The sequence below is a fragment of the Azotobacter armeniacus genome, assembly GCF_054779355.1.
Genome location: NZ_BAAGYK010000035.1, coordinates 1 through 24,655 on the forward strand (window position 1 = coordinate 1; position 24,655 = coordinate 24,655).

General features: G+C 63.8%; 28 protein-coding genes and 1 pseudogene. 8 read left to right on the forward strand and 21 right to left on the reverse strand.

Annotated elements, in window-relative coordinates; all coding sequences use genetic code 11:
• Window positions 1-259 precede the first annotated feature (259 nt).
• From thrC to ffh, 10 genes are all read right to left on the reverse strand, one after another.
• The gene (gene thrC, locus ACYVD0_RS07845) at window positions 260-1,669 is read right to left on the reverse strand and encodes a threonine synthase (protein WP_460426295.1); all 1,410 of its coding nucleotides are present in this window, start codon (window positions 1,667-1,669) and stop codon (window positions 260-262) included.
• 85 nt (window positions 1,670-1,754) lie between these two features.
• On the reverse strand, window positions 1,755-3,059 hold the full coding sequence (locus ACYVD0_RS07850; RefSeq protein ID WP_460426296.1) for a homoserine dehydrogenase: 1,305 nt from the start codon (window positions 3,057-3,059) through the stop codon (window positions 1,755-1,757).
• A 133-nt stretch (window positions 3,060-3,192) separates the two neighbouring features.
• Window positions 3,193-3,927 carry a thioredoxin domain-containing protein gene (locus ACYVD0_RS07855; RefSeq protein ID WP_460426297.1) on the reverse strand — a complete coding sequence of 245 codons (735 nt, stop codon included), beginning with the start codon at window positions 3,925-3,927 and terminating at the stop codon, window positions 3,193-3,195.
• A 66-nt stretch (window positions 3,928-3,993) separates the two neighbouring features.
• A complete protein-coding gene (gene xerD / locus ACYVD0_RS07860) occupies window positions 3,994-4,890 on the reverse strand; it encodes a site-specific tyrosine recombinase XerD (RefSeq protein ID WP_460426298.1) in 897 nt (298 codons plus the stop codon).
• Between the two features lie 71 nt (window positions 4,891-4,961).
• On the reverse strand, window positions 4,962-5,393 hold the full coding sequence (locus ACYVD0_RS07865) for an acyl-CoA thioesterase (RefSeq protein WP_460426299.1): 432 nt from the start codon (window positions 5,391-5,393) through the stop codon (window positions 4,962-4,964).
• 145 nt (window positions 5,394-5,538) lie between these two features.
• The gene (gene rplS / locus ACYVD0_RS07870) at window positions 5,539-5,889 is read right to left on the reverse strand and encodes a 50S ribosomal protein L19 (protein WP_460426300.1); all 351 of its coding nucleotides are present in this window, start codon (window positions 5,887-5,889) and stop codon (window positions 5,539-5,541) included.
• Window positions 5,890-5,931: 42 nt separating this feature from the next.
• Window positions 5,932-6,675 (reverse strand): tRNA (guanine(37)-N(1))-methyltransferase, encoded by a 744-nt coding sequence (trmD, locus tag ACYVD0_RS07875; RefSeq protein ID WP_460426301.1) that lies wholly within the window; start codon window positions 6,673-6,675, stop codon window positions 5,932-5,934.
• Window positions 6,676-6,677: 2 nt separating this feature from the next.
• Window positions 6,678-7,211 (reverse strand): ribosome maturation factor RimM, encoded by a 534-nt coding sequence (gene rimM / locus ACYVD0_RS07880; protein WP_460426302.1) that lies wholly within the window; start codon window positions 7,209-7,211, stop codon window positions 6,678-6,680.
• A gap of 7 nt (window positions 7,212-7,218) precedes the next feature.
• A complete protein-coding gene (rpsP, locus tag ACYVD0_RS07885; protein ID WP_460426303.1) occupies window positions 7,219-7,470 on the reverse strand; it encodes a small ribosomal subunit protein bS16 in 252 nt (83 codons plus the stop codon).
• A gap of 192 nt (window positions 7,471-7,662) precedes the next feature.
• Complete coding sequence (ffh, locus tag ACYVD0_RS07890; protein WP_460426304.1) at window positions 7,663-9,039, reverse strand: signal recognition particle protein; 1,377 nt, start codon at window positions 9,037-9,039, stop codon at window positions 7,663-7,665.
• A 156-nt stretch (window positions 9,040-9,195) separates the two neighbouring features.
• Here ffh and ACYVD0_RS07895 point away from each other — a divergent pair, with 156 nt between their 5' ends.
• Entirely contained in the window at window positions 9,196-9,996 is an 801-nt protein-coding gene (locus ACYVD0_RS07895; protein ID WP_460426305.1) for a cytochrome C assembly family protein, read from the forward strand.
• 104 nt (window positions 9,997-10,100) lie between these two features.
• Window positions 10,101-11,387, forward strand: a complete 1,287-nt coding sequence (locus ACYVD0_RS07900) for an HlyC/CorC family transporter (RefSeq protein ID WP_460426306.1) — start codon at window positions 10,101-10,103, stop codon at window positions 11,385-11,387.
• A 30-nt stretch (window positions 11,388-11,417) separates the two neighbouring features.
• Here ACYVD0_RS07900 and purT read toward each other — a convergent pair whose 3' ends face one another.
• The 3 genes from purT to ACYVD0_RS07915 form a co-directional block, all read right to left on the reverse strand.
• A complete protein-coding gene (gene purT / locus ACYVD0_RS07905; protein ID WP_460426307.1) occupies window positions 11,418-12,599 on the reverse strand; it encodes a formate-dependent phosphoribosylglycinamide formyltransferase in 1,182 nt (393 codons plus the stop codon).
• A gap of 60 nt (window positions 12,600-12,659) precedes the next feature.
• The gene (locus ACYVD0_RS07910) at window positions 12,660-12,848 is read right to left on the reverse strand and encodes a DUF1289 domain-containing protein (protein ID WP_460426308.1); all 189 of its coding nucleotides are present in this window, start codon (window positions 12,846-12,848) and stop codon (window positions 12,660-12,662) included.
• 75 nt (window positions 12,849-12,923) lie between these two features.
• On the reverse strand, window positions 12,924-13,526 hold the full coding sequence (locus tag ACYVD0_RS07915) for a CoA pyrophosphatase (RefSeq protein ID WP_460426433.1): 603 nt from the start codon (window positions 13,524-13,526) through the stop codon (window positions 12,924-12,926).
• 120 nt (window positions 13,527-13,646) lie between these two features.
• Between ACYVD0_RS07915 and ACYVD0_RS07920 the strand changes: the two genes are divergently transcribed.
• Together ACYVD0_RS07920 and ACYVD0_RS07925 are read left to right on the forward strand one after the other, a co-directional pair.
• Window positions 13,647-14,222 (forward strand): NUDIX hydrolase, encoded by a 576-nt coding sequence (locus tag ACYVD0_RS07920; protein WP_460426309.1) that lies wholly within the window; start codon window positions 13,647-13,649, stop codon window positions 14,220-14,222.
• A gap of 13 nt (window positions 14,223-14,235) precedes the next feature.
• The gene (locus ACYVD0_RS07925; protein WP_460426434.1) at window positions 14,236-14,739 is read left to right on the forward strand and encodes a L,D-transpeptidase family protein; all 504 of its coding nucleotides are present in this window, start codon (window positions 14,236-14,238) and stop codon (window positions 14,737-14,739) included.
• Between the two features lie 72 nt (window positions 14,740-14,811).
• Here the strand turns inward: ACYVD0_RS07925 and ACYVD0_RS07930 are convergent.
• A pseudogene (locus ACYVD0_RS07930) lies at window positions 14,812-16,011 on the reverse strand (IS701 family transposase).
• Window positions 16,012-16,504: 493 nt separating this feature from the next.
• Here ACYVD0_RS07930 and ACYVD0_RS07935 point away from each other — a divergent pair.
• Window positions 16,505-17,146 carry a Rossmann-fold NAD(P)-binding domain-containing protein gene (locus tag ACYVD0_RS07935; RefSeq protein ID WP_460426310.1) on the forward strand — a complete coding sequence of 214 codons (642 nt, stop codon included), beginning with the start codon at window positions 16,505-16,507 and terminating at the stop codon, window positions 17,144-17,146.
• Window positions 17,147-17,594: 448 nt separating this feature from the next.
• On the opposite strand, the gene ACYVD0_RS07940 is transcribed toward ACYVD0_RS07935, so the two are convergent.
• From ACYVD0_RS07940 to ACYVD0_RS07955, 4 genes are all read right to left on the reverse strand, one after another.
• On the reverse strand, window positions 17,595-18,302 hold the full coding sequence (locus tag ACYVD0_RS07940) for a succinate dehydrogenase iron-sulfur subunit (RefSeq protein ID WP_460426311.1): 708 nt from the start codon (window positions 18,300-18,302) through the stop codon (window positions 17,595-17,597).
• A 315-nt stretch (window positions 18,303-18,617) separates the two neighbouring features.
• A complete protein-coding gene (locus ACYVD0_RS07945) occupies window positions 18,618-18,803 on the reverse strand; it encodes an oxidoreductase-like domain-containing protein (RefSeq protein WP_460426312.1) in 186 nt (61 codons plus the stop codon).
• Complete coding sequence (gene ftsH, locus ACYVD0_RS07950) at window positions 18,800-20,650, reverse strand: ATP-dependent zinc metalloprotease FtsH (protein WP_460426435.1); 1,851 nt, start codon at window positions 20,648-20,650, stop codon at window positions 18,800-18,802. Before ftsH ends, ACYVD0_RS07945 begins: the two co-directional genes overlap by 4 nt.
• A 445-nt stretch (window positions 20,651-21,095) precedes the next feature.
• A complete protein-coding gene (locus ACYVD0_RS07955; protein WP_460426313.1) occupies window positions 21,096-21,398 on the reverse strand; it encodes a hypothetical protein in 303 nt (100 codons plus the stop codon).
• A gap of 59 nt (window positions 21,399-21,457) precedes the next feature.
• On the opposite strand from ACYVD0_RS07955, the gene ACYVD0_RS07960 reads away from it, so the two are divergent.
• The 3 genes from ACYVD0_RS07960 to ACYVD0_RS07970 all read left to right on the forward strand — a co-directional run bounded on the left by ACYVD0_RS07960 (window position 21,458) and on the right by ACYVD0_RS07970 (window position 22,405).
• Window positions 21,458-21,808, forward strand: a complete 351-nt coding sequence (locus ACYVD0_RS07960) for a PDC sensor domain-containing protein (RefSeq protein ID WP_460426314.1) — start codon at window positions 21,458-21,460, stop codon at window positions 21,806-21,808.
• Between the two features lie 169 nt (window positions 21,809-21,977).
• A complete protein-coding gene (locus tag ACYVD0_RS07965) occupies window positions 21,978-22,124 on the forward strand; it encodes a diguanylate cyclase domain-containing protein (protein ID WP_460426315.1) in 147 nt (48 codons plus the stop codon).
• The gene (locus ACYVD0_RS07970) at window positions 22,097-22,405 is read left to right on the forward strand and encodes a GGDEF domain-containing protein (RefSeq protein ID WP_460426316.1); all 309 of its coding nucleotides are present in this window, start codon (window positions 22,097-22,099) and stop codon (window positions 22,403-22,405) included. The genes ACYVD0_RS07965 and ACYVD0_RS07970 overlap by 28 nt, the downstream gene beginning before the upstream one ends.
• Before the next feature lie 15 nt (window positions 22,406-22,420).
• Here ACYVD0_RS07970 and ACYVD0_RS07975 read toward each other — a convergent pair whose 3' ends face one another.
• The 3 genes from ACYVD0_RS07975 to ubiX form a co-directional block, all read right to left on the reverse strand.
• The gene (locus ACYVD0_RS07975) at window positions 22,421-22,717 is read right to left on the reverse strand and encodes a YceK/YidQ family lipoprotein (RefSeq protein ID WP_460426317.1); all 297 of its coding nucleotides are present in this window, start codon (window positions 22,715-22,717) and stop codon (window positions 22,421-22,423) included.
• Between the two features lie 115 nt (window positions 22,718-22,832).
• Window positions 22,833-23,663: a protein kinase domain-containing protein gene (locus ACYVD0_RS07980; RefSeq protein ID WP_460426318.1), complete on the reverse strand. Its 831-nt coding sequence runs from the start codon at window positions 23,661-23,663 to the stop codon at window positions 22,833-22,835.
• A 358-nt stretch (window positions 23,664-24,021) separates the two neighbouring features.
• Complete coding sequence (gene ubiX, locus ACYVD0_RS07985) at window positions 24,022-24,654, reverse strand: flavin prenyltransferase UbiX (RefSeq protein ID WP_460426319.1); 633 nt, start codon at window positions 24,652-24,654, stop codon at window positions 24,022-24,024.
• Between the last annotated feature and the right edge of the window lies 1 nt (window position 24,655).

A 24,655-nucleotide genomic window follows, 5' to 3' on the forward strand; every position in this document is an offset into this window, starting at 1 on the left:
CGCTGCGCAGAATCCAGAAGTTGCCGGAGCTGGTGAGATCGTTTTTCCGCCACCCGGACTGCCGATATACAGCAGCATGACATTACTTTTTAAAAGATTAGTATATCCGTCATTGCGGTTATGGCCGGTCAGGGTGAAACCGCTCTAGCGATGCGCAGGCAGGCTGCGGAAGGTGCATGAAAGAAAAAAGCCGCCTCCCCTGTCGGGAAGCGGCTTCGTGGCCCGGGCGTCAGCGCGATTTAGCGCGCAGCGGCGCGTCTCACAGCGGCTTGCCGCGGTTGCCGTGCTGACTGATGAAATCCTGCACTGCCTTCAGATCGTTCGGCAGCACGGTGCAACGTTCCTCGCGCTGGAACAGGTCGGTCAGGTGCACCGGTAGTTGCGGGGCCTGGTCGATGCCGGCCTTTTCCACCGCCTCCGGAAACTTGACCGGATGCGCGGTACCGAGGATCACCATCGGCAGGGCCAGACTACGGCGACATTCGCGGGCGGCCTTGACGCCGATCGCGGTGTGAGGATCGAGCAGGTAGCCGGTCTCGCCATGCACCTCGGCGATAGTCGAGCAGGTACCCTCGTCGTGCACCGCCAGCGAGTCGAACAGGCGACGTGCCTCGGTCCAACGATCATCCTCCACCGTCAACTTGCCAGTGGCCTTGAAGCTGTCCATCAGCGCGGCGACGACGGGACCATTGCGGCCGTGCAGGTCGAACAGCAGGCGCTCGAAATTGGAGGAAACCATGATATCCATCGACGGTGACAGCGACGAATGCAGGGTGTCCTTGTCGTAGCGGTTGCCGGACATGAAACGGTGCAGGATATCGTTGCGGTTGGTAGCGACGATCAACTGGTTGACCGGCAGGCCCATGTTGCGCGCCAGGTAGCCGGCGAAGATGTCGCCGAAGTTGCCGGTCGGCACCGAGAAGGCCACCGAGCGGTGTGGCGCGCCGAGCTGCAAGGCGGCGTGGAAGTAGTAGACAATCTGGGCCATGATCCGCGCCCAGTTGATCGAGTTGACCGCGACCAGACGGGTACCCTTGAGGAAGCCCTGGTCGGCGAAGCTGGCCTTGACCATCTCCTGGCAATCGTCGAAGTTGCCTTCAATGGCGATGTTATGGATGTTGTCGCCGAGGATGGTGGTCATCTGCCGCCGCTGCACCTCGGACACCCGGTTGTGCGGGTGCATGATGAAGATGTCGACGTTGTCGCAGGCCTTGCAGCCTTCGATGGCGGCCGAGCCGGTATCGCCGGAGGTGGCGCCCATGATCACCACGCGCTCGTTGCGCTTGGCCAGCACGTGGTCGAGCAGGCGGCCGAGCAGTTGCAGGGCGAAGTCCTTGAACGCCAGGGTCGGGCCCTGGAACAGCTCGAGTACCCACTCGTTGGCGTCCAGCTGGGTCAGCGGCGCCACCGCCTTGTGGGCGAACACGCCGTAGGTTTCTTCGAGGATCTTCTTGAAGTCGGCATCGGCGATGCTGCCGGCGACGAACGGACGCATCACACGGAAGGCCAGCTCGTGATAGGGGAGACCGGCCCAGGAGGCGATTTCTTCCACGGTAAAGCGCGGCAGGTTCTCCGGTACGTAGAGGCCGCCGTCGCTAGCGAGGCCCGCCAGCAGCACGTCTTCGAAATTCAGGGCCGGCGCCTGGCCGCGGGTGCTGATGTAGCGCATGTGTGCAAACCTTCGGTTCGGGCCGCAGGCCCCGGGCCGCAGCGACTCGGACACTGGCGGCAGGCGGCAGGCGGCTTGTAGCGGATTAGTTGAGCTGTTCGACGCGGATGCGGACGACCTTGCTGGCCACGCCCTCGAGAGCCTCCATGGCGGCAATGGCCTCGTCGATGCAGCGCTCCCGAACCCTGTGGGTGACCAGAATCATTGGCACCAGACCGTCCTGCTCCTCGGCTTCCTTCTGCATGATGGATTCGATGTTGATGCCGCGCTCGGAAAGGATACTCGCCACCTGGGCCAGCACTCCCGGATGGTCCTGGGCCTGGATGCGCAGGTAGTAGGCGCTCTCGCACTGGCTGATCGCCAGGATCGGATGGGCGGACAGCGCGTCGGGCTGGAAGGCCAGGTGCGGCACGCGGTTCTCCGGATCGGAGGTCATGGCACGGACCACGTCCACCAGGTCGGCCACCACCGCCGAGGCGGTCGGCTCCATGCCGGCGCCGGCACCGCAGAACAGGGTCGAACCCACCGCATCGCCATTGACCATCACCGCGTTCATTACGCCATTGACGTTGGCGATCAGCCGGTCGGCAGGAATCAGCGCCGGATGCACGCGCAGCTCGAAGCCCTCGGCGGTACGCCGCGCGATGCCCAGATGCTTGATGCGGTAGCCCAGCGCCTCAGCATAGTTGACGTCAGCGCTGGTCAGCCTGGAGATGCCTTCGGTATAGGCCTTGTCGAACTGCAGCGGAATGCCGAAGGCGATGGAAGCGAGGATGGTCAGCTTGTGGGCGGCATCGATGCCTTCCACGTCGAAGGTCGGGTCAGCCTCGGCATAGCCTAGCGCTTGGGCCTCCTTGAGGACATCGGCGAAGGCACGGCCCTTCTCGCGCATTTCGCTGAGGATGAAGTTGCCGGTGCCGTTGATGATGCCGGCCACCCAGTTGATGCGGTTGCCGGCCAGCCCCTCGCGGATCGCCTTGATCACTGGGATGCCGCCGGCCACCGCCGCCTCGAAGGCGACGATCACGCCCTTCTCGCGGGCCTTGGCAAAGATCTCGTCGCCATGCACGGCGATCAGCGCCTTGTTCGCGGTGACTACGTGCTTGCCGTTGTCAATGGCCTTGAGCACCAGCTCGCGGGCAAGAGTGCAGCCACCGATCAACTCGACGATGACTTCGATCTCCGGATTGTCGACCAATTCGAAAACGTCGGCGGCGATGGGGATGCCGGCGATATCGCATTTCGGGTTGGAGCTGCGCATGGCGATCAGGGCGACCTCGATTTCACGCCCGGCGCGGCGAGCGATTTCCTCGGCGTTGCGTTTGAGCACATTGAAGGTGCCGCCACCGACGGTACCCAGTCCACAGAGGCCTACTTTGACCGGTTTCACGCTGAAACTCCCCATCTTCACCGCAGAGAACGGCCGGGCATGCCCCGGCCGCAGAGAAAAGAGCCGCACATTACGAAGCACTCGGACTTTAGTCAATTGGCGCGACGCCCGCAGATCGCTGGCGGCTGCCCGGTCAGTTGGTCGCCTGGGCGGCCAGTGCCTGCTTGGCCAGCTGCGACGCCGGCTGGTAGCCGGGGATCATCTGCCCGTTGGCCAGCACCACAGCGGGGGTACCCTGCACGCCGATCATCTGGCCCAGCTCGAACTGCCTGGCCACCGGGTTGTCGCAGGTGGCCGCCGGCACCCTCTCGCGCGCCTTGGCCTTGTTCATCGCCGTCTGGCGGTCCTTGGCGCACCAAACGCTGACCAGATCCCCATAACCCTGGGAACTGATGCCCTGGCGTGGGAAGGCCACGTAGCGCACCTCGACGCCGAGCCGGTTCAGCTCGGGCACCTCGCTGTGCAGCTTCTGGCAGTAGCCGCAGTCGGTATCGGTGAAGACGGTGATATGGGTCTTCGGCTCCTTGGCTGCAAAGACCACCATCTCGCTGGCCGGTAAGCCATTGATCGTCTTCGCCACGGCCTGGCTTTCCGCCCGCTCGGTGAGGTTGAGCGGCTTGCCGTCCTTGAGCTGATACAGATAGCCCTGCATGACGAATTGGCCGTCGGCACTGGCATAGAGCATCCGCCCACCCTTCAGCTGGACCTGGTAGAGCCCCGCCAGCGGACTTTCAGCGATGGACTCGATCGGCAGTCCCGACTGCATCTGCTGCAGGGCCTTGCGAATCGCCTGCTCGGGATCGGCAGCCAGGGCCAGGGTGCTTGCCAGGCCGAGCGCCGCAGCAGCGAAAAGGGAGGAAACACGCATGGATACTCCAGAGGGACGGTACATATGGGCAGAGCCTATCATAGGCGGGGCACGCCGAACGGCCCGTCAGCCGCGCGGATGATGCCGCGCATGCAGATCCTGCAGGCGCGCCCGGGCGATATGGGTATAGATCTGGGTGGTCGACAGGTTACTGTGGCCGAGGAGCATCTGCACCACGCGCAGGTCGGCGCCATGGTTGAGCAAGTGGGTGGCGAAGGCATGCCGCAGGGTGTGTGGCGACAGACTCTTGCCGATCCCCGCCACCCGGGCGTGATGCTTGATGCGGTGCCAGAAGGTTTGTCGGGTCATCTGCTCGCCACGCAGGCTGGGAAAGAGCACGTCGCTCGGCCTGTCTCCCAGCAGCAGCGGCCGGGCCTCGGAGAGATGCCGCTCGAGCCAGACGATGGCCTCCTCGCCCAGCGGCACCAGGCGCTCCTTGCTGCCCTTGCCGAGCACGCGCACTACCCCCTGGCGCAGGTTCAACTGCTCCAGGCGCAGGCCGACCAGCTCGCTGACGCGCAGGCCGCAGGCATAGAGAACCTCAAGCATGGCCCGATCGCGCAGTCCGAGCGGATCGCCGCTTTCCGGCGCCGCCAGCAGCGCCTCGACATCGGCTTCGGAGAGGGATTTAGGCAGGGGACGGCCCAGTTGCGGAAGATCCACCTGCAAGGTCGGATCGCTGGCGATCACGCCCTCGCGCAGCAAATAGCGGAAGAAACCGCGCAGGCCAGAGAGAAAGCGCGCCGTGGAGCGGGCCTTGTAGCCGGCATCGACACGCCAGGCCAGGTGATCGAGGATCAGTTCGCGACCCACTCCGGCCAGCTCCAGACTGCGCTCGTGCAGCCAGCCGTTGAAAAGCTCGAGATCGCTGCGATAGGCCGCACGGGTATGCGCCGAAAGGCCCTTCTCCAGCCAGAGGGCTTCGAGGAAACACTCGATTTGCGGATGTTCGACGGCGGGCATGCTGATCCTTGCCAACATGGACGAAGAAGAGCCACCAGGGGCCTGACGGCCCGCTGGCGGCGGCAGCCCGCTCAGGCCGCCTCGCCCCTTTCCACGGGGAAATCGGGCAGTATCGCCCGCGGCCGCTTTTCCTCGTCGACGGCAACGAAGCTGAAGACGCCGGTGATCGCCTTCTCGCGGGTACCGCAGTACATTCCCTCGACGAAAACTTCCACCTCGACCTTACAACTGGTGTTACCGACTTTCATCACCCGGCCGACCAGCTCAACGATCGAACCGCCCGGAATCGGATGCTTGAAATCGACCCGGTCCGAGGAAACCGTGACGGTCGGCAACCGGCAGAAGCGCGTCGCGGTGATGAACGAGATTTCGTCCATCCAGCCCAGTGCGGTGCCGCCGAACAGGGTATTGTGGTGGTTGGTGGTAAACGGAAAGACCGCTTTGGTGATGCGGGTTTCGGACAATTCGATCCGACGCTGGATTTCTTGCTCTCTAGGGGTCATGCCACTACTTCCTGATGAAAAAATAGGTGGCTGCCACTGGCAGGATATTATTGTTGTGCGCTGCAAGGCAGGACTAATGTGTCTGTCGGCGGCGTGCAAACGAAAAAGCAGCCTTTCGGCTGCTTTTTCGGGGGAAAAGCGCTGATCAGGAGAGTTTTTCCTTGATACGAGCCGCCTTGCCGGACAGATCGCGCAGATAATACAGCTTGGCCTTGCGCACGTCACCGCGGCGTTTGACGGAGATGCTTTCGACCAGCGGGCTGTAGGTCTGGAAGGTACGCTCAACGCCCACGCCGCTGGAGATCTTGCGCACGGTGAAGGCGCTGTTCAGGCCGCGGTTGCGCTTGCCGATGACCACACCCTCGAAAGCCTGCAGACGCTGGCGCTCGCCTTCCTTCACCTTAACCTGCACGATCACGGTGTCGCCCGGGGCGAATGCCGGAATCTCTTTGTTCATCTGCTCGGCTTCGAGCTGCTGAATAATCTTGTTGGTCATCTGAGTGCTCCTAAGACAGACCCCTGGCCTGCCATCGATACGTCAACTATCGTCCCGTTGGCGAAGGTATTCCGCCAACAGCTCTTGCTCTTCTCCAGAAAGCGAGCGGCCATCCAGAAGATCAGCGCGGCGCTCCCAGGTCCGCCCAAGGGACTGCTGCAAGCGCCAGCGCCGGATATGCTCATGATTGCCGCTGAGCAGCACCTCAGGAACACCTTTGCCCTCGTACACCTCCGGTCGGGTGTAGTGCGGGCAGTCGAGCAGGCCGTCGCTGAACGAGTCCTCCTCGGCGGAGTCCGCATGCCCGAGCGCACCGGGCAACAAACGCGTCACCGCGTCGATCAGCACCATCGCCGGCAGTTCTCCACCGGAAAGCACGTAGTCCCCAATCGACCATTCCTCATCGACATGAGCCTCGATGAAGCGCTCGTCGATGCCCTCGTAGCGGCCGGCGATGAGGATCAGCGCTTCCTCGCGAGCCAGCTCGCGCACCGCCTGCTGCCTCAGCGGACGCCCCTGGGGCGACAGGTAGATCACCCTCGCCCGCACTCCGGCGGCCTGCCTGGCGGCTGCCAGGGCCCGCTCCAGAGGCTGGACCTTCATCACCATGCCGGGCCCGCCGCCGAACGGACGATCATCCACCGTCTGGTGGCGATCCTCGGTGAAACTGCGCGGATTCCAGCAATTGAGCCCAAGCCGGCCCTGCTTAACCGCCCGACTGGTAATGCCATAATCACGGATGGCAGCGAACATCTCCGGAAAGATGCTGATGACTTCGACTTGCATGGTCAGAAATCCGCATCCCAGTCCACCCGTATCTCGCCAGCGGCCAGATCCACTTGCAGCACGCACTGCTCCGTGTAGGGCAACAGGCGCTCGCGATCATCCAGACTGCCGGTACAGGGCCGGACCACCAGCACGTCGTTGGCACCGGTCTCCAGCAGATGCTCGACCCTGCCGAGCAACTGGTCCGCCTGATCGATTACCCGCAAGCCTTCCAGCTGATGCCAGTAGTACTCGCCATCGTCCAGCCGAGGCAGTTGAGCGATGGGGATGCAGATTTCGAAGTCCGCCAAGGCACGCGCCTCGTCGCGATCATCGACTCCCTTCAGCTTGGCCACCAAGACCCTGCCCTGCAGACGTCCCCGGACCAGCTCCACCTGCCGCAGCTCTTCGCCGCACTTGAGCGTCCAGCGATGATAGTCGAGCAGGTTGTCGATCGGATCGGTGAAGGAATAGACCTTCACTTCTCCGCGAACGCCATGCACCGAAGTGATCTTGCCGAGAACGATCAGCTCGGCGGATGCAGGCGTAGTGTCCATATCAGACTCAGGCAGTCGCCTTGGCGGCTTCCTTGAGCAGTTGGGCAACGCGCTCGGACGGCTGGGCACCCTGGCTCAGCCAGTAGGCGGCGCGCTCCTGATTCACGGACAGTTTCATTTCGGCACCCGAGGCGACGGGGTTGAAGAAGCCGATACGCTCGACGAAACGACCGTCACGGGCGTTGCGGCTGTTGGTCACGGTCAGGTGGTAGAAGGGGCGCTTCTTGGAGCCGCCACGGGCAAGACGGATGGTTACCATGTGAACATCGTTCCTGTAGTCGGTGCTGCAAAACCAGATTGCACATTGGGCTCATGGCCCGAAAGGCCGCGTATTCTAAAGGTTATGCGGCGCTTTGCAAACGGCTTTTCACCTGCCGCTCGACGAACGCCACCCCGAGCCACCTAATGGTCAACGCCGCTGACGGGCCGATCGAAGCGGCCAAAGCGGCCACTAGATCTTCGGTGCCCGCCCCCCCGGGAACATGCCGCTCATGCCGCGCATCATCTTGGCCATGCCACCTTTGGCGGTGAACTTTTTCATCATCTTCTGCATCTGCTTGTGCTGCTTGATCAGCCGTCCGACATCCTGCACCTGGGTGCCGGAGCCGAGGGCGATACGGCGCTTGCGCGAGCCGCTGATTATGTCCGGATCACGGCGCTCGGCCGGGGTCATGGAGTTGATGATCGCCTCCATCTGCATCAGTTGCTTCTCCGCCACGCCCTGGGCGCTGCCCATCTGCGCGAGGTTGATACCGCCAATGGCCGGCAGCTTGTCCATCAGCCCGCCCAGCCCGCCCATGTTCTTCATCTGCTGCAACTGATCGCGGAAGTCCTCCAGATCGAAGCCCTTGCCCTTCTTCAGCTTGCTGGTGAGCTTTTCGGCCTTCTCGCGATCAAGCTTGTGTTCGGCCTCCTCGATCAGACTGAGCACGTCGCCCATGCCGAGAATGCGCGAAGCCATGCGATCCGGATGGAAGGGCTCCAGCGCCTCGCTCTTCTCACCCATGCCGATGAACTTGATCGGCTTGCCGGTGATGTAGCGGACCGACAGGGCCGCGCCGCCGCGGGCATCGCCATCCACCTTGGTCAGCACAACGCCGGTCAGCGGCAGGGCGTCGCCGAAGGCCTTGGCAGTGTTGGCCGCATCCTGGCCGGTCATGGCGTCGACCACGAACAGGGTCTCGACCGGCTTGACGGCGGCATGCAGAAGCTTGATTTCCTCCATCATTTCGGCGTCGATGTGCAGGCGGCCGGCGGTATCCAGCAGCACCACATCGATGAACTTGAGCCGGGCCTCGCGGATCGCCGCCTGGGCGATATCCACAGGCCTCTGGCTGGCATCGGATGGAAAGAAGGTGACGCCGACCTCCCCGGCCAGGGTTTCCAGCTGCTTGATCGCCGCCGGACGGTATATGTCGGCGGAGACCACCAGGACCGACTTCTTCCGGCGCTCCTTGAGGAAACGCGCCAGCTTGCCCACGGTAGTGGTCTTGCCCGCCCCCTGCAGGCCGGCCATCAGCACCACCGCTGGCGGCGCCGCATTCAGTGCCAGATCCTCGTTGGCCGCCCCCATCAGCTCTTCCAGCTCGGCACGGACGATCTTCACGAAGGCCTGCCCCGGGGTCAGGCTTTTCGAAACCTCGGTGCCGACGGCACGCTCCTTGATCCGATTGACGAACTCCTTGACCACCGGCAGCGCGACATCGGCCTCGAGCAGGGCCATGCGCACCTCGCGCAGGGTGTCCTTGATGTTGTCCTCGGTCAGTTTGGCCTTGCCGGTGACATGGCGAAGGGTCTGGGAAAGGCGATCGGTAAGGTTTTCGAACATGCGCGTTCCTTTCAGGCTCTGAAGAGCCCAGGGTGGGCTTGCAGCGGGCCGGCAATTATAAACGAAGGTGCCTGGGGCCGACACCGCTGGCGGTCTTTCGTGAGAAGCTCGTTGTATGCCACACTCCGGGCTTTAGGACCCGCCAGACACGGACTCATGCACCCACTGCTGCCCAGCCTCGCCGCCGCCGGTCTATACGCCTCCGCCACGCTCTACCAGGGCATGCGCCTGGCCAAACGCAGCCTGCCGGACAAGCGCCTGCTGCTCCTGCTGGGTATCCTGGCCCTGATCGCCCACGGCTTCAGCCTGGTCCCGCAACTGCTGGGACCGAGCGGCCTGACCCTGCACTTCTTCAACGCCTCCAGCCTGATCGCCGCTGCAGTGATCGCCCTGACCCTGCTCGCCAGCTGCTACATGCCGGTGGAGAACCTGCTGCTGCTGCTGCTGCCGCTGAGCGCGCTCACCGTCCTACTGGCCCAGTTCATGCCGGTCGGCACCCTGCAGGGAATCGACGAGGAACCCGGGATTCTCGCCCATATCCTGCTGTCGATCCTCGCCTACGGCATGCTCACCATCGCCATGTTCCAGTCCCTGCTGCTGCTGCTGCAGGATTACCAGTTGAAACACAAGCACCCCTCGGGCCTGACCCGCAACTTCCCGCCGCTGCAGACCATGGAGAGCCTGCTGTTCAGCTTTCTCTGGGCCGGCTGGGGGCTGCTCTCGCTGTCGCTGATCTCCGGCTGGCTGTTCCTCGACGACCTGTTCGCCCAGCATCTGGTGCACAAGACCCTGCTCGCCTGCCTGGCCTGGCTGGTCTTCGCCACCCTGCTGATCGGCCGCCACCGGCTCGGCTGGCGCGGGCACACGGCCATCCGCTGGACCCTGAGCGGCTTCTGCCTGCTCATGCTCGCCTACTTCGGCAGCAAGCTGGTCCGCGAATTCATCATCCATGTCTAGCGCCCACTCGGAAGTTCGCTCGGCAATGGACGGACAGCTCCCTTCATCGGGCAAGGCCGCGGAAACGCATGCTCCGCCCATCCTGAACGCACCATAAACCGCCCATGGAAGACCTGCATCCCAGTTACCTGATTAGCCTGCTGATCTTCCTGCTGCTGTGCTCGGCCTTCTTCTCCAGCTCCGAGACAAGCCTGCTCAGCCTAAACCGCTATCGCCTGCGTCACCGCGCCAGGGAGGGGCATCGCGGCGCCCAGCGCGCCAACGCGCTGCTCGAGCGTCCCGACCGCCTGCTCGGCACCATCCTGATCGGCAACAACTTCGTCAACATCCTCGCCTCCGCCATCGCCACCGTACTGGCCACGCGACTGTGGGGCGAGGCCGGCATCGCCATCGCCACCCTCGGCCTGACCCTTGCCCTGTTGATCTTCGGCGAGATCACCCCCAAGACCCTGGCCGCCATACGCCCGGAAATGGTGGCCTACCCCTTCAGCGTGCCGCTGGCACAGCTGCAGAAGATCCTCTACCCGCTGGTGGTCCTGCTCGGCTGGATCAGCAACGGCCTGCTCCGACTGGTCGGCATCACCCCACACAGCCAGGGCAGCGAGAGCCTGACCAGCGAGGAGCTGCGCAGCGTGGTCCACGAGTCCGGCGAAGCGCTGCCGCTGAACCGGCAGGGCATGTTGCTCGGCATCCTCGACCTGGAGAAGGTCAGCGTCAACGACATCATGATCCCGCGCAACGAGGTCATCGGCATCGACCTGGACGAGACGATGGAGGCCATCGTCGACCAGTTGCGCAGCACCTCGCACACACGCCTGCCGGTGTTCCGCGGAGACATCAACCAGATCGAGGGCGTGGTGCACATGCGCCATATCGCCCGCCTGCTGACCCGGGGCCAGCTGACCCGGGAAAATCTGCGCGCAGCCTGCCAGGAACCCTACTTCGTTCCCGAAAACACGCCGCTGGCCACCCAACTGATCCATTTCCAGCAGCAGAAGCGGCGCATCGCCATAGTGGTCGACGAATACGGCGACGTGCAGGGCATCGTCACCCTCGAGGACATCCTGGAAGAGATCGTCGGCGAGTTCACCAATCGCGACAGCCTGCTCGGCCCGGACATCCAGCCGCAGGAGGACGGCACCCAGATCATCGACGGCACCGCCCACATACGCGAAGTGAACAAGGTGCTCGGCTGGCAGCTGCCGAGCGACGGCCCGCGAACCCTCAACGGGCTGATCACCGAGGTCCTGCAAAGCATTCCCGACCGCGGGGTCTGCCTGACCATCGGCCCCTATCGCCTGGAGATCCTCGAGACGATGGAGAACCGGGTGAAGAGCGTGCGCGCCTGGGAGGCCGAGGTGCAGAGCCCACCGGCACCGACGGCCGAATGAATGGCCAGCCCACGGAGCCGGTCGGAGCCGTTACAGTTGCACCTCGACCGCCAGTGCGGCGCGCGTCGCCTTCTGCCGTGCAGTCTCCACCGAGTCGTCCCGTGCCAGGGCCACGCCCATCCGCCGCTGCCCCACCACCTCCGGCTTGCCGAACAGTCTCAGAGCGGTGTCCGGCTCGGAAAGCGCCCCGCCCAGATTGGCGAAGCTCACCTCACGGGATTGCCCCTCGACCAGGATTACCGCCGAAGCGGCCGGACCGAACTGACGGATCGCCGGAATCGGCAGACCGAGAATGGCCCTCGCGTGCAGGGCGAACTCGGAGAGATCCTGGGAAATCAGCGTCACCAGGCCGGTATCGTGGGGACGCGGCGAAACCTCGCTGAACCAGACTTGGTCGCCCTTGACGAACAGCTCGACGCCGAACAACCCACGCCCACCCAACGCCTCGGTGACCGTTCGGGCGATGCGCTCGGATTCGGCCTGCGCCTTGGGACTCATCGCCTGCGGCTGCCAGGACTCCTGATAGTCGCCCCTCTCCTGACGATGGCCGATGGGCGCGCAGAAGATAGTACCGCCCGCATGGCGCACGGTGAGCAGCGTAATTTCGTAGTCGAAGTTGATGAATCCCTCGACGATCACCCGCCCCTTGCCGGCACGCCCACCCTCCTGGGCATAGTCCCAGGCGGTCTGCAACTGCTCCAGCCCTTTCAGCAGACTCTGCCCCTTGCCCGAGGAGCTCATGATCGGCTTGACCACGCAGGGGAAACCCAGCGCCTCCACTGCCGCGCAGTATTCCTCGAAGCTGTCGGCAAACCGGTAGGGTGAGGTCGGCAGCCCCAGCTCCTCCGCCGCCAGGCGGCGGATGCCCTCGCGGTTCATGGTCAGATGGGCGGCACGCGCGCTAGGAATCACCGTGAACCCCTCGCTCTCCAGTTCGACCAGAATCGCGGTGGCGATGGCCTCGATTTCCGGCACTATGTAATGCGGCTGCTCCTGCTCGATCACCGCGCGCAGAGCGGCGCCATCGAGCATGTTGATGATATGGCTGCGGTGGGCGACCTGCATGGCTGGCGCATCGGCATAGCGATCCACGGCAATCACTTCCACGCCGAAGCGCTGCAATTCGATCACCACCTCCTTGCCCAATTCGCCTGAGCCACACAGCAATACACGGATCGCACTCGGCGATAGCGGAGTTCCAATACGGGACATGGGATTTCCTTCAACATGAGGGGGCACCTGCCCGCAGCAGCGGGCGCGAGCAGGCGCAGCCTAGGAGAGCAGGCCCTTGGCGCGGGCCCGCTCGGCGCACAATGCCAGTATCTGGCGGCGTTCGAAATCGTCCAATCGTCGCCAGCGTCTGATTTCGTCTGCTGTGCGCTGGCAGGCAGAGCAGACATCGTCGTCATCCAGAGCGCACAGCTGCACACAGGGCGAAGGGACGGGCCGTTCGTCGTTCATCGGTCTTCCGGCTCGCAATCCCAGGCAGTCGCCATACACCGAGCGCCCGACAGAGGGTGTTTCATCGCGACATCCTCAGCTCAGCTCGACGAAGCTCGCCGGCTGCCGCCCAATCTCAATTCCCGCGTCGAACAGCAGATTCACCAGTTCGACCACCATCAGCGCCGTCAGCCCCCAGATTTTGTACGGCCCATGGCGGTAACAGGGCACATAGTAACAGCGCCCCTCATGGTCGATACGGTGGGTGGTTTCCCGCGGATCCTCGCAGAAGAACGCCAGAGGCACCGAGAAGACCGCGGCTATCTCGCCGTCGTTGGGCCGGTATTCGACGTAGTCGGGCACCAGCGCCACGTAGGGCGTCACCTGGATGCCGTAACGCGACACCACCGGACTGAGCGGGCCGACCACCTCGACCAGCCCCGGCGGCAGGCCGATCTCCTCCTCCGCCTCGCGCAGGGCGGTGCGGACCAAATCGGGATCTTCCGGATCGCGGCGACCGCCGGGAAAGGCCACTTCGCCACCATGGGTGGACAAGCCGCTGGCTCGCAGGGTCAGCACTAGTTCGGGCTCGCCGCTGCGGGTGATCGGCATCAGCACCGCCGCTTCGGGAAAGCCTCCGCCGGCATTCAGGGGCCGGGGCGAAAAGTTGCGCACACGTCGGAGTAGGTCTTCCTGCATCGTCATTCTCTATCTTTACTCCATCAAAATATCATGACACGAACCACGCAGCCCGCCCAACCCCTGCCCGGCCAGCGGCCGTCGGCGGCGACAGACCGGCAACGACACCCGAGAAAACCCATGAAATTCTGCAGCCAATGCGCCAATCCGGTGAAGTGGCAGACGCCCAGCGGCGACCATCGTCCGCGCTTCGTCTGCCCCGCCTGCCACACCGTGCATTACCAGAACCCCAGGATAGTCGCCGGCTGCCTGCCGCTCTGGGACGGGCGGGTCCTGCTGTGCCGGCGCGCCATCGAACCACGCCGCGGCTTCTGGACCCTGCCCGGCGGGTTCATGGAGAACGACGAAACCATGGAACAAGCGGCAGCCCGGGAAACCCAGGAGGAGGCCTGCGCGCAGGTGGAGGGACTCGAACTGTATACCCTGTTCGATCTGCCACATATCCATCAGGTGCATGTATTCTTCCGCGCCCGCATGGTCGACGCGAACTTTGCCGCCAGTGAGGAGAGCCTAGAGGTAGGACTGTTTCACGAGGCCAGGATACCTTGGCCAGAGCTGGCTTTTCCGACCGTAGGTCATACCCTAGAATATTTTTTCAAGGACCGGGTTCGGCAGCTCTACCCGGTGCGCAACGAGCTGCTCGCGCCCTTACGCGCAATCCACCAACGAATCCCCTGGAACAACCCTGACCGCTGATATGGAACTTTCGATACGCTGGTTGCTTGCATCCCTTTGCCTGTCTCTTGCCGGCCTCTCGCAGGCCAGTGTCCTCCTACCCGGCGACGAACGGATCGTCGACAAGGTGCTGGTGGTGAAATCCGAACGCAAGCTGTTGCTGCTCAGCAAGGGACAGCCCCTCAAGTCCTACAAGGTTTCCCTGGGCAAACAGCCCAGAGGACCCAAGCTGCGCGAAGGCGACCAGCGCACCCCGGAAGGCCTCTACTGGATCGACTGGCGCAAGACCAGTGACAAGTTCAACCTGTCCATGCACATTTCCTACCCCAACATCCGCGACCAGGCCCGCGCCCGCGCCGAGGGCGTGCCGCCCGGCAGCATGATCATGCTCCATGGCACACCACTGGATGAGAACTATCCCGAGTGGTACTTTCACGGACTCGACTGGACCGAAGGCTGCATCGCCATGCGCAACGACGACATGCGCGAGGTCTGGAGCCTGGTCAGGGACGGCACCCTGATCGAAATCCGCCCCTAATCTTACTGCGTCATAAATTAAAGACTCAATTTCCCGTTCGTTTTCAGTCCACATCCGCAGCAGGGGCCTCGATCAAGCCGAGTGGTCAGGCGCTGAGCGATCCACCAGCGCAAGGTCGCGATCAAGTTCAGTTGATGGCGTTGAGGACGCTGGACGTCCCCTCGGTACGTACTCTTCGGATAGGGCGGGTTTCGGGCGGAATGGAATTTTTTAGTGCCCGGATGACGAAGACGCTCGGACACGAGAAACCCGTAGGCGGCGATGCACACGCTGGCGTGGTGATGAAAGCCACGCCAGCCCCGCCCCTCGTAGTGGGCCAGTCCTAGCTCCTGCTTCAGTTCCTGGTAATCGCGCTCGATGCGCCGCGCGCACGCGCACGGCCGCAAAGCGGCCCATCAGGGGCCCATTGCGGCCCTCATGCCAGCCGATCGTCCGGTAGGCGCTCGCCGGCAAACCCAGCGCCAATGCTTTCACGCTCACCGGCTGGTGCTCGGCATCCCGGCGCAGCAACCGGGGTTTGCGACCGGTCCCGCTCCAGGGTTTGGGAGGCAAGGGGGCTTGTCCATCAGGCCAGACGCTGGTCGTTCCCTGAATGCCCACTGCATAGCTCAGACTCAATGCGGTGAGTCCGTCCCGAAACACCGTGTCGTTGCCATAGCCAGCCTCGGCCAGCACGACGCCCTCTACCATCCCGGCAGCGCGCGCGGCCGGTATTTGCTCCAGCGCAATCGCCAGCTGGGTCCGGAATTCAATCGAGTCCGGAACGCCGGCCTGTGCGCGGCGCTCCCGGCCGACCGCCCAGTCCTCCGGCAGATACAGCCGCCAGGCCACGGGCAGACTGGCTTGTGCCGTGGCCAGTGTCAGGCTCACGGCAATCTGGCAGTTGTCCTGCTTGCCCAACTGAGCGCAGTACTGGCGCGCCACTCCGACCGAATGCTTGCCCTTCTTCGGAAAGCCCGTGTCGTCGACGACCCAGTAGCACTCGGCGCCGGCTTTCTTGCGCAACAGCGACGGCTCGACCTACGCACGCACCCGTTCGAGCAGTGCCGCATCCGACCAGGCGGACTTGGCGACGAAGTGATGCAACGCCTGGTGGCGAGCCCGTACCGCATGCGGATCGACCCCGGCCGCCAGAGGCTCCACGCTCTTTCGCGCCAGCGGCAACATCAGTCCCTGGCAATATCCCCCCAGGCCTTCGCAGCGGCCCACATGACCCAAGTCCTCATACAGAGGATCGAGGTAGGCTTCGCAACGACCTTCCATCTGTTCCATCGGGTATGTAACCAACCATCGAGAGGGCAATATTCTCTCTGTTTTTTATGACACAGTAGGATTAGACCCAGGGCTTTCAAGATGTCTTCTTGCAACCTATTGATTTTCCTTGCATGGACTCCTTCTGCAACTGAGCTTTACGTATCGAGATCATGCGTAAGTGTTTGATTTACAATGTTGCTTTTGTACACCTTGAAAGGGGTGGGCTTTGGGCCACACTACAATCCACAACAACAAGCGAAACGGTAGTCTTGCAGGGCAATCGCATGAAGGGGCAGATGCAGCCGTTCACTCCCTCTCCCGCGTGCGGGAGAGGGCTGGGGAGAGGGCAAACAAGCCATCGCTGCTCATTTGCCCTCTCCCCCTGGCCCCTTTCCCATGAATGGGAGAGGGGGAGAAAGTCGTCATGCGATTGCCCTGGGTAGTCTTGGCCGATGCTCGGAGCGCATTTCCACCAGCCGCCCGACCAATCACCTTGCGCGAGGATCGCCCCATGTACCTGACGCCCCAGCACATCCTGCTCGCTGGCGCCACCGGCCTGGCCGGCGAGCACCTGCTCGATCGCCTGCTCACCGAACCGACCATCGCCCGGGTACTGGCTCCCACCCGCCAGGCGCTGGCCGAGTATCCGCGCCTGGAAAACCCTCTGGGCTGCCTGGCCGAGCTGCTGCCGCGACTGACCGGGCCGGTCGACACCGCCTTCTGCTGCCTCGGCAGCACCGCCGAACAAGCCGGTACTCAGGAAGCCTTACGCGCCGTCGACCATGACCTGGTCCTGGCCTTCGGCCGCCGCGCCCGCGAGCTGGGCGCCCGCCACCTGCTGGTGATCAGCGCGCAGTGCGCAGACCCGCGCTCGTCGCGCCTCTACTGTCGGGTCAAGGGGGAGATGGAGAAAGGCCTCAAGGCCCAGGACTGGCCGCAGCTGACCATCACCCGGCCGACGCAGCTGCTTGGCCCGCGCAGCGAACTGCGCCTGCTCGACCAGTTGAGCGACCCGCTGCTGCGCCTGACCCCCAGCCACTACCGCGCCATCGACCCCAGCGCGCTGGCTCGCGCCCTCTGGCGCCTGGCCCTGGAGGAGGAGGACGGGGTGCGCATCGTCGAGTCGGAGGACCTGCACCGGCTGGGGCGTTAATGGCCTGTTTGGTTGGTTCGACTAGTAAATACCGCAGCCAACTCGATCAGGCGGTCGTGTCGTTTTTTTACACGCATAGTGTGGGGCCGGGCTGGTAACCCAGATCGTGGCCCGCTTCCAGCCCACGCCTAGCCGTTTCAACGCCTGGCGGATCGACTCGTGGCTCAGCTGCCGTTCGGTCAGCCCCTGCTCGAAGGCCACCTCGGCGGCCAGGCTCAAAGTCCACAGGCTGGTGGGCTTACCGAAGTCGCGGGGACTGCGGTACAGCAAGGGGCGCAAGCGCTCGGCCTGCGTGCCCGTGAGCAAGGGGCGGACACGCTTGGAGCGATGCGACTTCGCCGTCAGGCACGGCGGCAAAGGCCCGCAGGGTGCTGCGCAGCGTTTGCGAGGCACAACCGAACAGGCTGGCGATTTCATGAGCCATGGCATCGCCCAACATGAAATTGCACTAGCTGCCCTCCTTGAGCAGCTCAAGGCGGATCATGCCGATGGCCCCCATGGGGTTGAGTCCCTTGGGGCAGACCCAGGTGCAGTTGCCGATGCTGCGACAGCGGAACAGGCTGAATGGGTCTTCCAGCCCCCCGAGCCGTTCCGTGCGGGCCTGGTCGCGGCTGTCGACGATAAAACGCCAGGCCTGCAACAGCCCGGCCGGGCCGATGTATTTTTCCGGATTCCACCACCAGGAAGGGCACTGGGATGTACAGCAGCCGCAGAGGATGCACTCGTACAGCCCGTCGAGCCGGGCACGCTCTTCAGGGGACTGCAGACGCTCGATGGCCGGCGCCGGCTCATGATTCACCAACCACGGCTCGATACGCGCGTACTGCCTGAAGAACAGGCTCTGGTCCACCACTAGATCGCGTATCACCGGCATGCCGGGAAGGGGCCGGATCACCAGTGTACCGGCTGTGCCCAGCGCCTCGGAAACAGGTGTGATGCAGGCCAGCCGGTTCTTGCCGTTGATGTTCATACCATCCGAGCCGCACACGCCCTCACGACAGGAGCGCCGGTACACCAGCGTCGGGTCTTCTTCATGCAGATACTCCAGCACATCCAGCACCATCCGCTTGCGAAAGTGCTCGGGCACTTGTAGCGACTGCATGTAAGGTGCCCGATCCCGTTCCGAGTTGTAGCGATAGACCTGTATTTCGATCATTGGCTCGATCTCCACGTAACAGCCGTGGCATCAGCGGATTCCCGAGCTATAAAATCCGATGCAGGACCAAGCCCGCTCGCTCGAAAGAAGCAATGCCTGAATCCAAGAGTAGGTTATGGGGGCTCGCTTGGTTGGTGCGGAAATAGTGGGAAGTGCGGGCCAGGGGTCCCCTGGCGATCAAAAACGTAAGGTCACTAAAAATTAAAGACAAAAACCGTTATCGATAATTTGTTGCGCCGTCGGCTCGGGCCTGATCGCCTAGGGGGTGCTCCTTCGAAGCCCAGCAATGGACGGCCGAGCTGTCGACGAGCCGCCCTACCCGGGCGGCTCATGTGCCTGGCGGGCCTGCCACTCGGCCAGCACCCGGGCATACTCGGCACGGGCCTCGTTGTACGTCTCCCAGACACAGGCCTCGCCGCAGCCGCCCTCGCAGCACTCGCCCTCGAGGGGCGGCTCGGGGGGCAGCGGAACAGGTTCGTTGCGGTCTTGCCAGTCACTCATTGTGGCATCACTCCAGGTAATTCAGCGGGGCCATCCTGCGCTGTCCCAACCAGCTCGGCCAGCTGCTCGGCGTCAAGGGTCTCCTCCTCCAGCAGGCGCCGAGCGCTGCGCTCGAGCAGCGCGCGGCGCTCCTCGAGCAGGGCCACGGTGCGCTGAAAGGCCCGTTCGACGATCGCCTGCACCTCGGCGTCGATGGCGGTCGCCGTGGTTTCGCCGTATTCGTGGCGGGCCGGCAGGCCGTACATCTGCTCGACACCCAGGTAGCTGTGCTGCTCGCGCTCCAGGGTGACGTGGCCGAGGCGTTCCGACATCCCGTAGCGGGTGACCATGGCGCGGGCGATGTCGGTAACCTTGGCCAGGTCGTCGGCGGCGCCGGTGGAGAAGTGGGAAAACACGATCCACTCCGCCGCGCGGCCGCCGAGCAGCACCGCCATCTTGTTCTCCAGCTCCTCGCGGGTCATCAGGAAGCGGTCCTCGGTGGGTCGCTGGATGGTGTAGCCGAGCGCGCCCATGCCGCGCGGGATGATCGATACCTTGTGCACCATGTCCATCCCCGGCAGGGCCATGGCCACCAGCGCGTGGCCCATCTCGTGATGGGCGACGATCTCCCGCTCCTTCGGGTTGAGGAGGCGGTTGCGTTTTTCCAGGCCGGCGACGATGCGCTCGACGGCTGCGGTGAAATCGTCCATCGTCACCGCCTCGGCACGCCGGCGGGTGGCGAGCAGGGCCGCCTCGTTGACCAGGTTGGCCAAGTCGGCGCCGGTGAAGCCGGGGGTCAGCGCGGCGATCTGCTGCGGATCGACGTTGGCCGCCAGCCGCGCTTTCTTCAGATGCACCTCAAGGATCTGCACGCGCCCGGCCTTGTCCGGCCGGTCGACGAGCACCTGGCGGTCGAAGCGGCCGGCGCGCAGCAGCGCCGGGTCGAGGATTTCCGGGCGGTTGGTAGCAGCCAGCAGAACCAGCCCGGAGGAGGTATCGAAGCCATCCAGCTCCACCAGCAGCTGGTTGAGGGTCTGCTCCTTCTCGTCGTGGCCGCCGCCCAGCGGGCCGACGCCGCGGGCGCGGCCGAGGGCGTCCAGCTCATCGATGAAGATGATCGCCGGCGCCTGCGCCCGCGCCTGCTCGAACAGGTCGCGGACCCGCGCCGCGCCGACACCGACGAACATCTCAACGAACTCGGAGCCGGAGATGGAGAAGAACGGCACCTTCGCCTCGCCGGCCACCGCCCGCGCCAGCAGGGTCTTGCCGGTGCCCGGCGGGCCGATCAGCAGCACGCCCTTGGGCATGCGCCCACCGAGGCGGCCGTAGGTCTGCGGGTCCTTGAGGAAGTCGACGATCTCCTTGAGTTCGTCCTTGGCCTCATCGACCCCGGCCACGTCGGCGAAGGTCACCTTCATATCGGTCTCGACGTAGATCTTCGCCTTGCTCTTGCCGATCTGCATCATGCCACCACCGAGGCTGCCGCCGATGCGCTTGAGCAGAAACAGCCAGAGGCTGAAGAAGATCAGCGCCGGCAGGGTCCAGGACAGCAGGTCGCGCAGCAGGGTGCTCTCGATCTTGCCGGCGTAGCGCACCGGGTACTGCTGCAGGTGCTCGGCCAGCTGCGGCTCGATGCGGGTGGCGACGAAGCGGGTCTGGCCGCCGGGCAGCGGCTCCTTGAGCGTGCCCTCGATCTGCCGGTCGGTGACCGCCAGCTCCTCCACACGGCCCTCCTTCAGGTACTGCTCGAACTCGCTGTAGGGGATCTGCGTTACCTGCTGCTGCTCGGTCAGCAGGTTCTGGATGAGCACGAACCCCAGCACGGCGATGAACCAGTAGCCGACATGAAACTGCGCCTGTTGCTTCACTATGCCTCCCATGAATATCCGCCCGCCTCCTGCGAGCCTTGGCCGCGCATTATTTGCGCAGCGGACGGAAAGCAGGCAAGCCGGACGACGACTCTGACCTTTGCATTATCGGCCCGAACCGATAATGGCCATATGCTATTTTACCGACGGCATGGCATGCCCCCCCCCAGCGCCCCTCCCCTACAGGAATCGATGCCAGCCCCGCAAGGAAGGGGAACAGCCTGCCATTGCCAGACATGCCTATGCACAGCCGCAACCGAATCGATCTCCGCCGACTGACTCTCCTGCTCATCTGATGGTCGCCACCAATTTCCATGTCAGCTACCAGACCCAGCGCGAGCGGCTGATCCACCATACTCTGGAGTCCAATCGCGTCTATGCCGCCAAGCTCTGCCTGAGCACTGAACAGCTGCTCGGCACGATACGCCATGAAGGACTGGATGGATCAGCCGAAACGCCTGGCCAGCGAAACCGAGCGCCTGCCCATCAGAGCCGCCACTTCAACTCTACCTTCTTCGTTATCCGCCATGCTGGCCAGGTGCCGGCCTCCTCTCCCGAAAGCCTCAGCATGCTTAGCCAGATGATCGGCAACGCAGGCGCACGAGAGGCCCAGGAAAAGCGCCGCTCGCTGATCAGCGACTCCTATGTCGGTGCCAGGAACAAACTGGTGGTATTCGTCTCTCAGCCGATCTTCGCCGCCGACGACACCTACCTCGGCCATGTCGGCGGCAGCCTCCACCTGCAGCACGAGAACGTCTGCACACCCTGCTCGGCGAGCATTTCTACCAGGACGGCTCCTCTCTCTATGTGGTCGACCGCAATTGCCGACTGTTCTTCCACCAGGACCTGCAACGGGTCAGCCAGATCCTCACCGGCAATCCGGTGGTCGAGCCGGTGATCCGCGGCGAGGCGGGCAGCCAGGCGCTGAGCGACTCCCGGGGCGTCGGGATGCTCGCCAGTTTCGCCCCGGTGGCGCACACCGGCTGGGGCATCGTCGCCCAGCGTCCAGCGGACGCTCAGCCTGCAGGAGCTGGATGGCCTGATGCTGAACATCCTGCGTCTGCCCCTGCCGATGTTGCTGTCGCTGGCCGGCTCTGGTGGCTGTCGCAACTGATCTCGCGGCCGCCCTGGCAACTGGCCAAAAGCGCCGAGCAGTAGGGCACCGAGGATTCGCCGGTACAGGTACGGCGCATCCAGCCCAGGTACTTCGAGGCTGACCAGCTCAAGCGCGCGACTCAGCGGCCTGGCGCTACTCCATCAGCGCCTCGGCAAGCTCAGCCAGGAAAGCCTCACCGACCCGCTGACCGGGCTGAGCAACCGCCGCGGCATGCAGGCGCAGCTGGAGCAATGGCAGCTGCAGCGCCAACCCTTCGCGGTCATCGCCTTCGACATCGACCATTTCAAGCGGGTCAACGACAACCACGGGCACAAAGTTCGTGCGACCGCGTGCTGCAGTACCTCACCCGGCAGATGAGCGACTGCTCGCGTGCCACCGACCTGCTCTGCCGCAGCGGCGGCGAGGAACTCATCATGCTCCTGCCGGGCGCCAGCCCGGAGGCCGCCAGACGGGCCGTCGAGCGGGTCCGAGCCCGGATGGGCAGCTCGTGCTGTGCCGACTGCCCGAGCATCACCGTCTCGGCCGGAGTGGCGCACTGGCCGGATACTGCCGCCAGCGTCGACGAGGTACTGAAGCGAGCCGGTGCGGCCCTCTACCAGGCCAAGCACGAGGGGCGCAACCGGGTGGTGGCGGACTGAACGGCAGCCTTGTGTTCAGAGGCCACCGGACACATTCAGCGCCACCCCCAGCTCGGCCGCCAGAGTGAAGGGCAGGAATAGGGTATCCAGCAGAGCGCTGGCGGGCAGGTCCAGGGCGGGACACCGGGGCGGCTCGGCGCCGAAGCGGTCCAGCGGGCAGCAGCCGCCGTGGATCGCGTACCAGTCCAGGCGGGTGCCGGAGTAGATCAGCGGAGCGTCGGGCTTGCCGGCATTCAGGGTGCGTAGGCTGGCGCAGCCGGCGAGCAGACTCAGCGAAATCAGCAGCACTCCTGCAGCGCTTCGACGGAGCATGCCCGGGTGAGTTGTCGAAGCCAATGGCGATTGCTCCAAGTGGATGGCTACCATGCAGGGTGCTCCACCTGCGGCCACATGGATTGGCACGGCTCCGCCACCTATGGGCGAATGCTCATTTTCGGCCAAACAGTCTGAGAATATGCTGCTTCCAGATGTACTGCATCACTTTCAACCACTTGCGCCCCCTCATTATCTTGAGCTCTTTCTGGGTGAGCGGCTGGTTCAATAGCTTCTTCTTGATCTTGAGAGCGCTGGCAAGATCGAGACAGCGCAGCCGCGTCTTGAGAAAGCGCAACGGCCTTGGAATGATGATGGCCGAGGCGAAGTCGACGATGAAAATCCTGCCCTGCCGGTCCACAAGGATATTTGCTCCGCGGATATCGTTGTGAATGATATCGTTGCGATGCAGCATGTTTATTGCCTTCAGCATGTCATGAAACTTTACCCGAGCTCCGTGCCTGACTGATTCCCTGATGTTCTCCCCGTCTATGTATTCCATCGTGAAGCTGAACTTGTCGTCCGCACTGACAAGACGCGGACAACATGGGATATCTCTGACCCGTTGCAGAAGCTTCGTCTCTCTCTTGATGATGAAACTGGCCATGGGCGCGAGCAGGGTATTCTTGTATTTGCTGTAGTCCTTTCTAACCACCATCCGGTCTTGAAAGGGGATAACGACAACATCTGCCTTGAATAAACCTTTACCCTTTTGAATCGATGTCTCTTCGATATATATATTGGTCATCAGGGGGCACTTTGGTTGAGATTCGCGGCAAGATTCCTTGCCTTCCTGAAATCTTAACAAAATTTTCACATTTACTGGCAAGCCAATGGCTAGTTGCGCCACCCTGAAAGCCAGGGCGGCGCGACAGGAACTACGTGAAAACAGCCCCTGAGAGGGCGGCTTCAACCCACGGTAAATTGAGCCGCCCCGAGCATCCACGACCAAGGCCTTCCCGCAAGGCGGCACGCCATCAAGCCTGTCGGGGGCGTTATCGATATGGCGCGGTCATCCCGGGGGTACGGCGGGCTCGCCAACCTGCGCTCGGCTGGCCGAGCCATGAGCAGATGCAGTGATAGCTACGGGCGGAAGCTTGTGCGGCAGGGGCGCATTCATTCGTCTGCTCGCGCTTCGCTTGGCGCAGCGGGTTGTCCGGCAAAAACTTCTCGAAATGCAGCAAGAGAGGCCTCGCAAGGGCTTGCACCATGCATGCCTCCTTGCACGAACAGTATTGCGGCCCGGCTGGACCACTGCAGAAGGTGCCAGTCTACAGGCCAGCGGCCTGAGGCATGGCCACAGGCTATTCCTCGCCGCTGGCCTGATGGTGCTCGCCCCAGCGCGGCAGCATGTCCTGGGGGATCTCCAGCAGGTTGAGGATGCGCGCCACCACGAAATCCACCAGATCATCGAGGCTCTGCGGCTGGTGGTAGAAGCCCGGCGAGGCCGGCAGGATGATCGCGCCCTGGTTCGACAGCCTGAGCATGTTCTCCAGGTGGATGCTCGAGTACGGCGCCTCGCGTGGCACCAGGATCAGTTGGCGGCGCTCCTTCAGCGCCACGTCGGCGGCACGCTCGATCAGGTTGTTGCAGGCACCGCTGGCAATCGCCGACAGGCTGCCGGTGGAGCAGGGCACCACCACCATGGCGCTCGGCGCGCCGGAGCCGGAGGCCGGCGGCGCCAGCCAGTCCTCCTGGCCGAACACGCGGATCTGCCCGGGCGCGGCGCCGGTGTATTCGCTGAGGAAGGCCTGCATCGCCTGCGGCTTGGTCGGCAAGGTGACGTCAGTTTCGGTGGCAATCACCAGCTGCGCGGCCTTGGAGATCAGGAAATGCACCTCGCGCTCCTCCTGCACCAGGCAGTCGAGCAGGCGCAGGCCGTACTGGGCGCCGGATGCGCCAGTCATCGCCAGGGTGATGCGTTGCGGTCCAGCCATA

Bases quoted from the DNA above. Each gene is read 5' to 3' on its own strand.
- thrC (WP_460426295.1), bottom strand. From the start codon at position 1,669: ATGCGCTACATCAGCACCCGCGGCCAGGCGCCGGCCCTGAATTTCGAA.
- ACYVD0_RS07855 (WP_460426297.1), bottom strand. From the start codon at position 3,927: ATGCGTGTTTCCTCCCTTTTCGCTGCTGCGGCGCTCGGCCTGGCAAGC.
- xerD (WP_460426298.1), bottom strand. From the start codon at position 4,890: ATGCCCGCCGTCGAACATCCGCAAATCGAGTGTTTCCTCGAAGCCCTC.
- ACYVD0_RS07865 (WP_460426299.1), bottom strand. From the start codon at position 5,393: ATGACCCCTAGAGAGCAAGAAATCCAGCGTCGGATCGAATTGTCCGAA.
- rplS (WP_460426300.1), bottom strand. From the start codon at position 5,889: ATGACCAACAAGATTATTCAGCAGCTCGAAGCCGAGCAGATGAACAAA.
- trmD (WP_460426301.1), bottom strand. From the start codon at position 6,675: ATGCAAGTCGAAGTCATCAGCATCTTTCCGGAGATGTTCGCTGCCATC.
- rimM (WP_460426302.1), bottom strand. From the start codon at position 7,211: ATGGACACTACGCCTGCATCCGCCGAGCTGATCGTTCTCGGCAAGATC.
- rpsP (WP_460426303.1), bottom strand. From the start codon at position 7,470: ATGGTAACCATCCGTCTTGCCCGTGGCGGCTCCAAGAAGCGCCCCTTC.
- ffh (WP_460426304.1), bottom strand. From the start codon at position 9,039: ATGTTCGAAAACCTTACCGATCGCCTTTCCCAGACCCTTCGCCATGTC.
- ACYVD0_RS07895 (WP_460426305.1), top strand. From the start codon at position 9,196: ATGCACCCACTGCTGCCCAGCCTCGCCGCCGCCGGTCTATACGCCTCC.
- ACYVD0_RS07900 (WP_460426306.1), top strand. From the start codon at position 10,101: ATGGAAGACCTGCATCCCAGTTACCTGATTAGCCTGCTGATCTTCCTG.
- purT (WP_460426307.1), bottom strand. From the start codon at position 12,599: ATGTCCCGTATTGGAACTCCGCTATCGCCGAGTGCGATCCGTGTATTG.
- ACYVD0_RS07910 (WP_460426308.1), bottom strand. From the start codon at position 12,848: ATGAACGACGAACGGCCCGTCCCTTCGCCCTGTGTGCAGCTGTGCGCT.
- ACYVD0_RS07915 (WP_460426433.1), bottom strand. From the start codon at position 13,526: ATGCAGGAAGACCTACTCCGACGTGTGCGCAACTTTTCGCCCCGGCCC.
- ACYVD0_RS07920 (WP_460426309.1), top strand. From the start codon at position 13,647: ATGAAATTCTGCAGCCAATGCGCCAATCCGGTGAAGTGGCAGACGCCC.
- ACYVD0_RS07935 (WP_460426310.1), top strand. From the start codon at position 16,505: ATGTACCTGACGCCCCAGCACATCCTGCTCGCTGGCGCCACCGGCCTG.
- ACYVD0_RS07940 (WP_460426311.1), bottom strand. From the start codon at position 18,302: ATGATCGAAATACAGGTCTATCGCTACAACTCGGAACGGGATCGGGCA.
- ACYVD0_RS07945 (WP_460426312.1), bottom strand. From the start codon at position 18,803: ATGAGTGACTGGCAAGACCGCAACGAACCTGTTCCGCTGCCCCCCGAG.
- ACYVD0_RS07965 (WP_460426315.1), top strand. From the start codon at position 21,978: ATGCAGGCGCAGCTGGAGCAATGGCAGCTGCAGCGCCAACCCTTCGCG.
- ACYVD0_RS07975 (WP_460426317.1), bottom strand. From the start codon at position 22,717: ATGCTCCGTCGAAGCGCTGCAGGAGTGCTGCTGATTTCGCTGAGTCTG.
- ubiX (WP_460426319.1), bottom strand. From the start codon at position 24,654: ATGGCTGGACCGCAACGCATCACCCTGGCGATGACTGGCGCATCCGGC.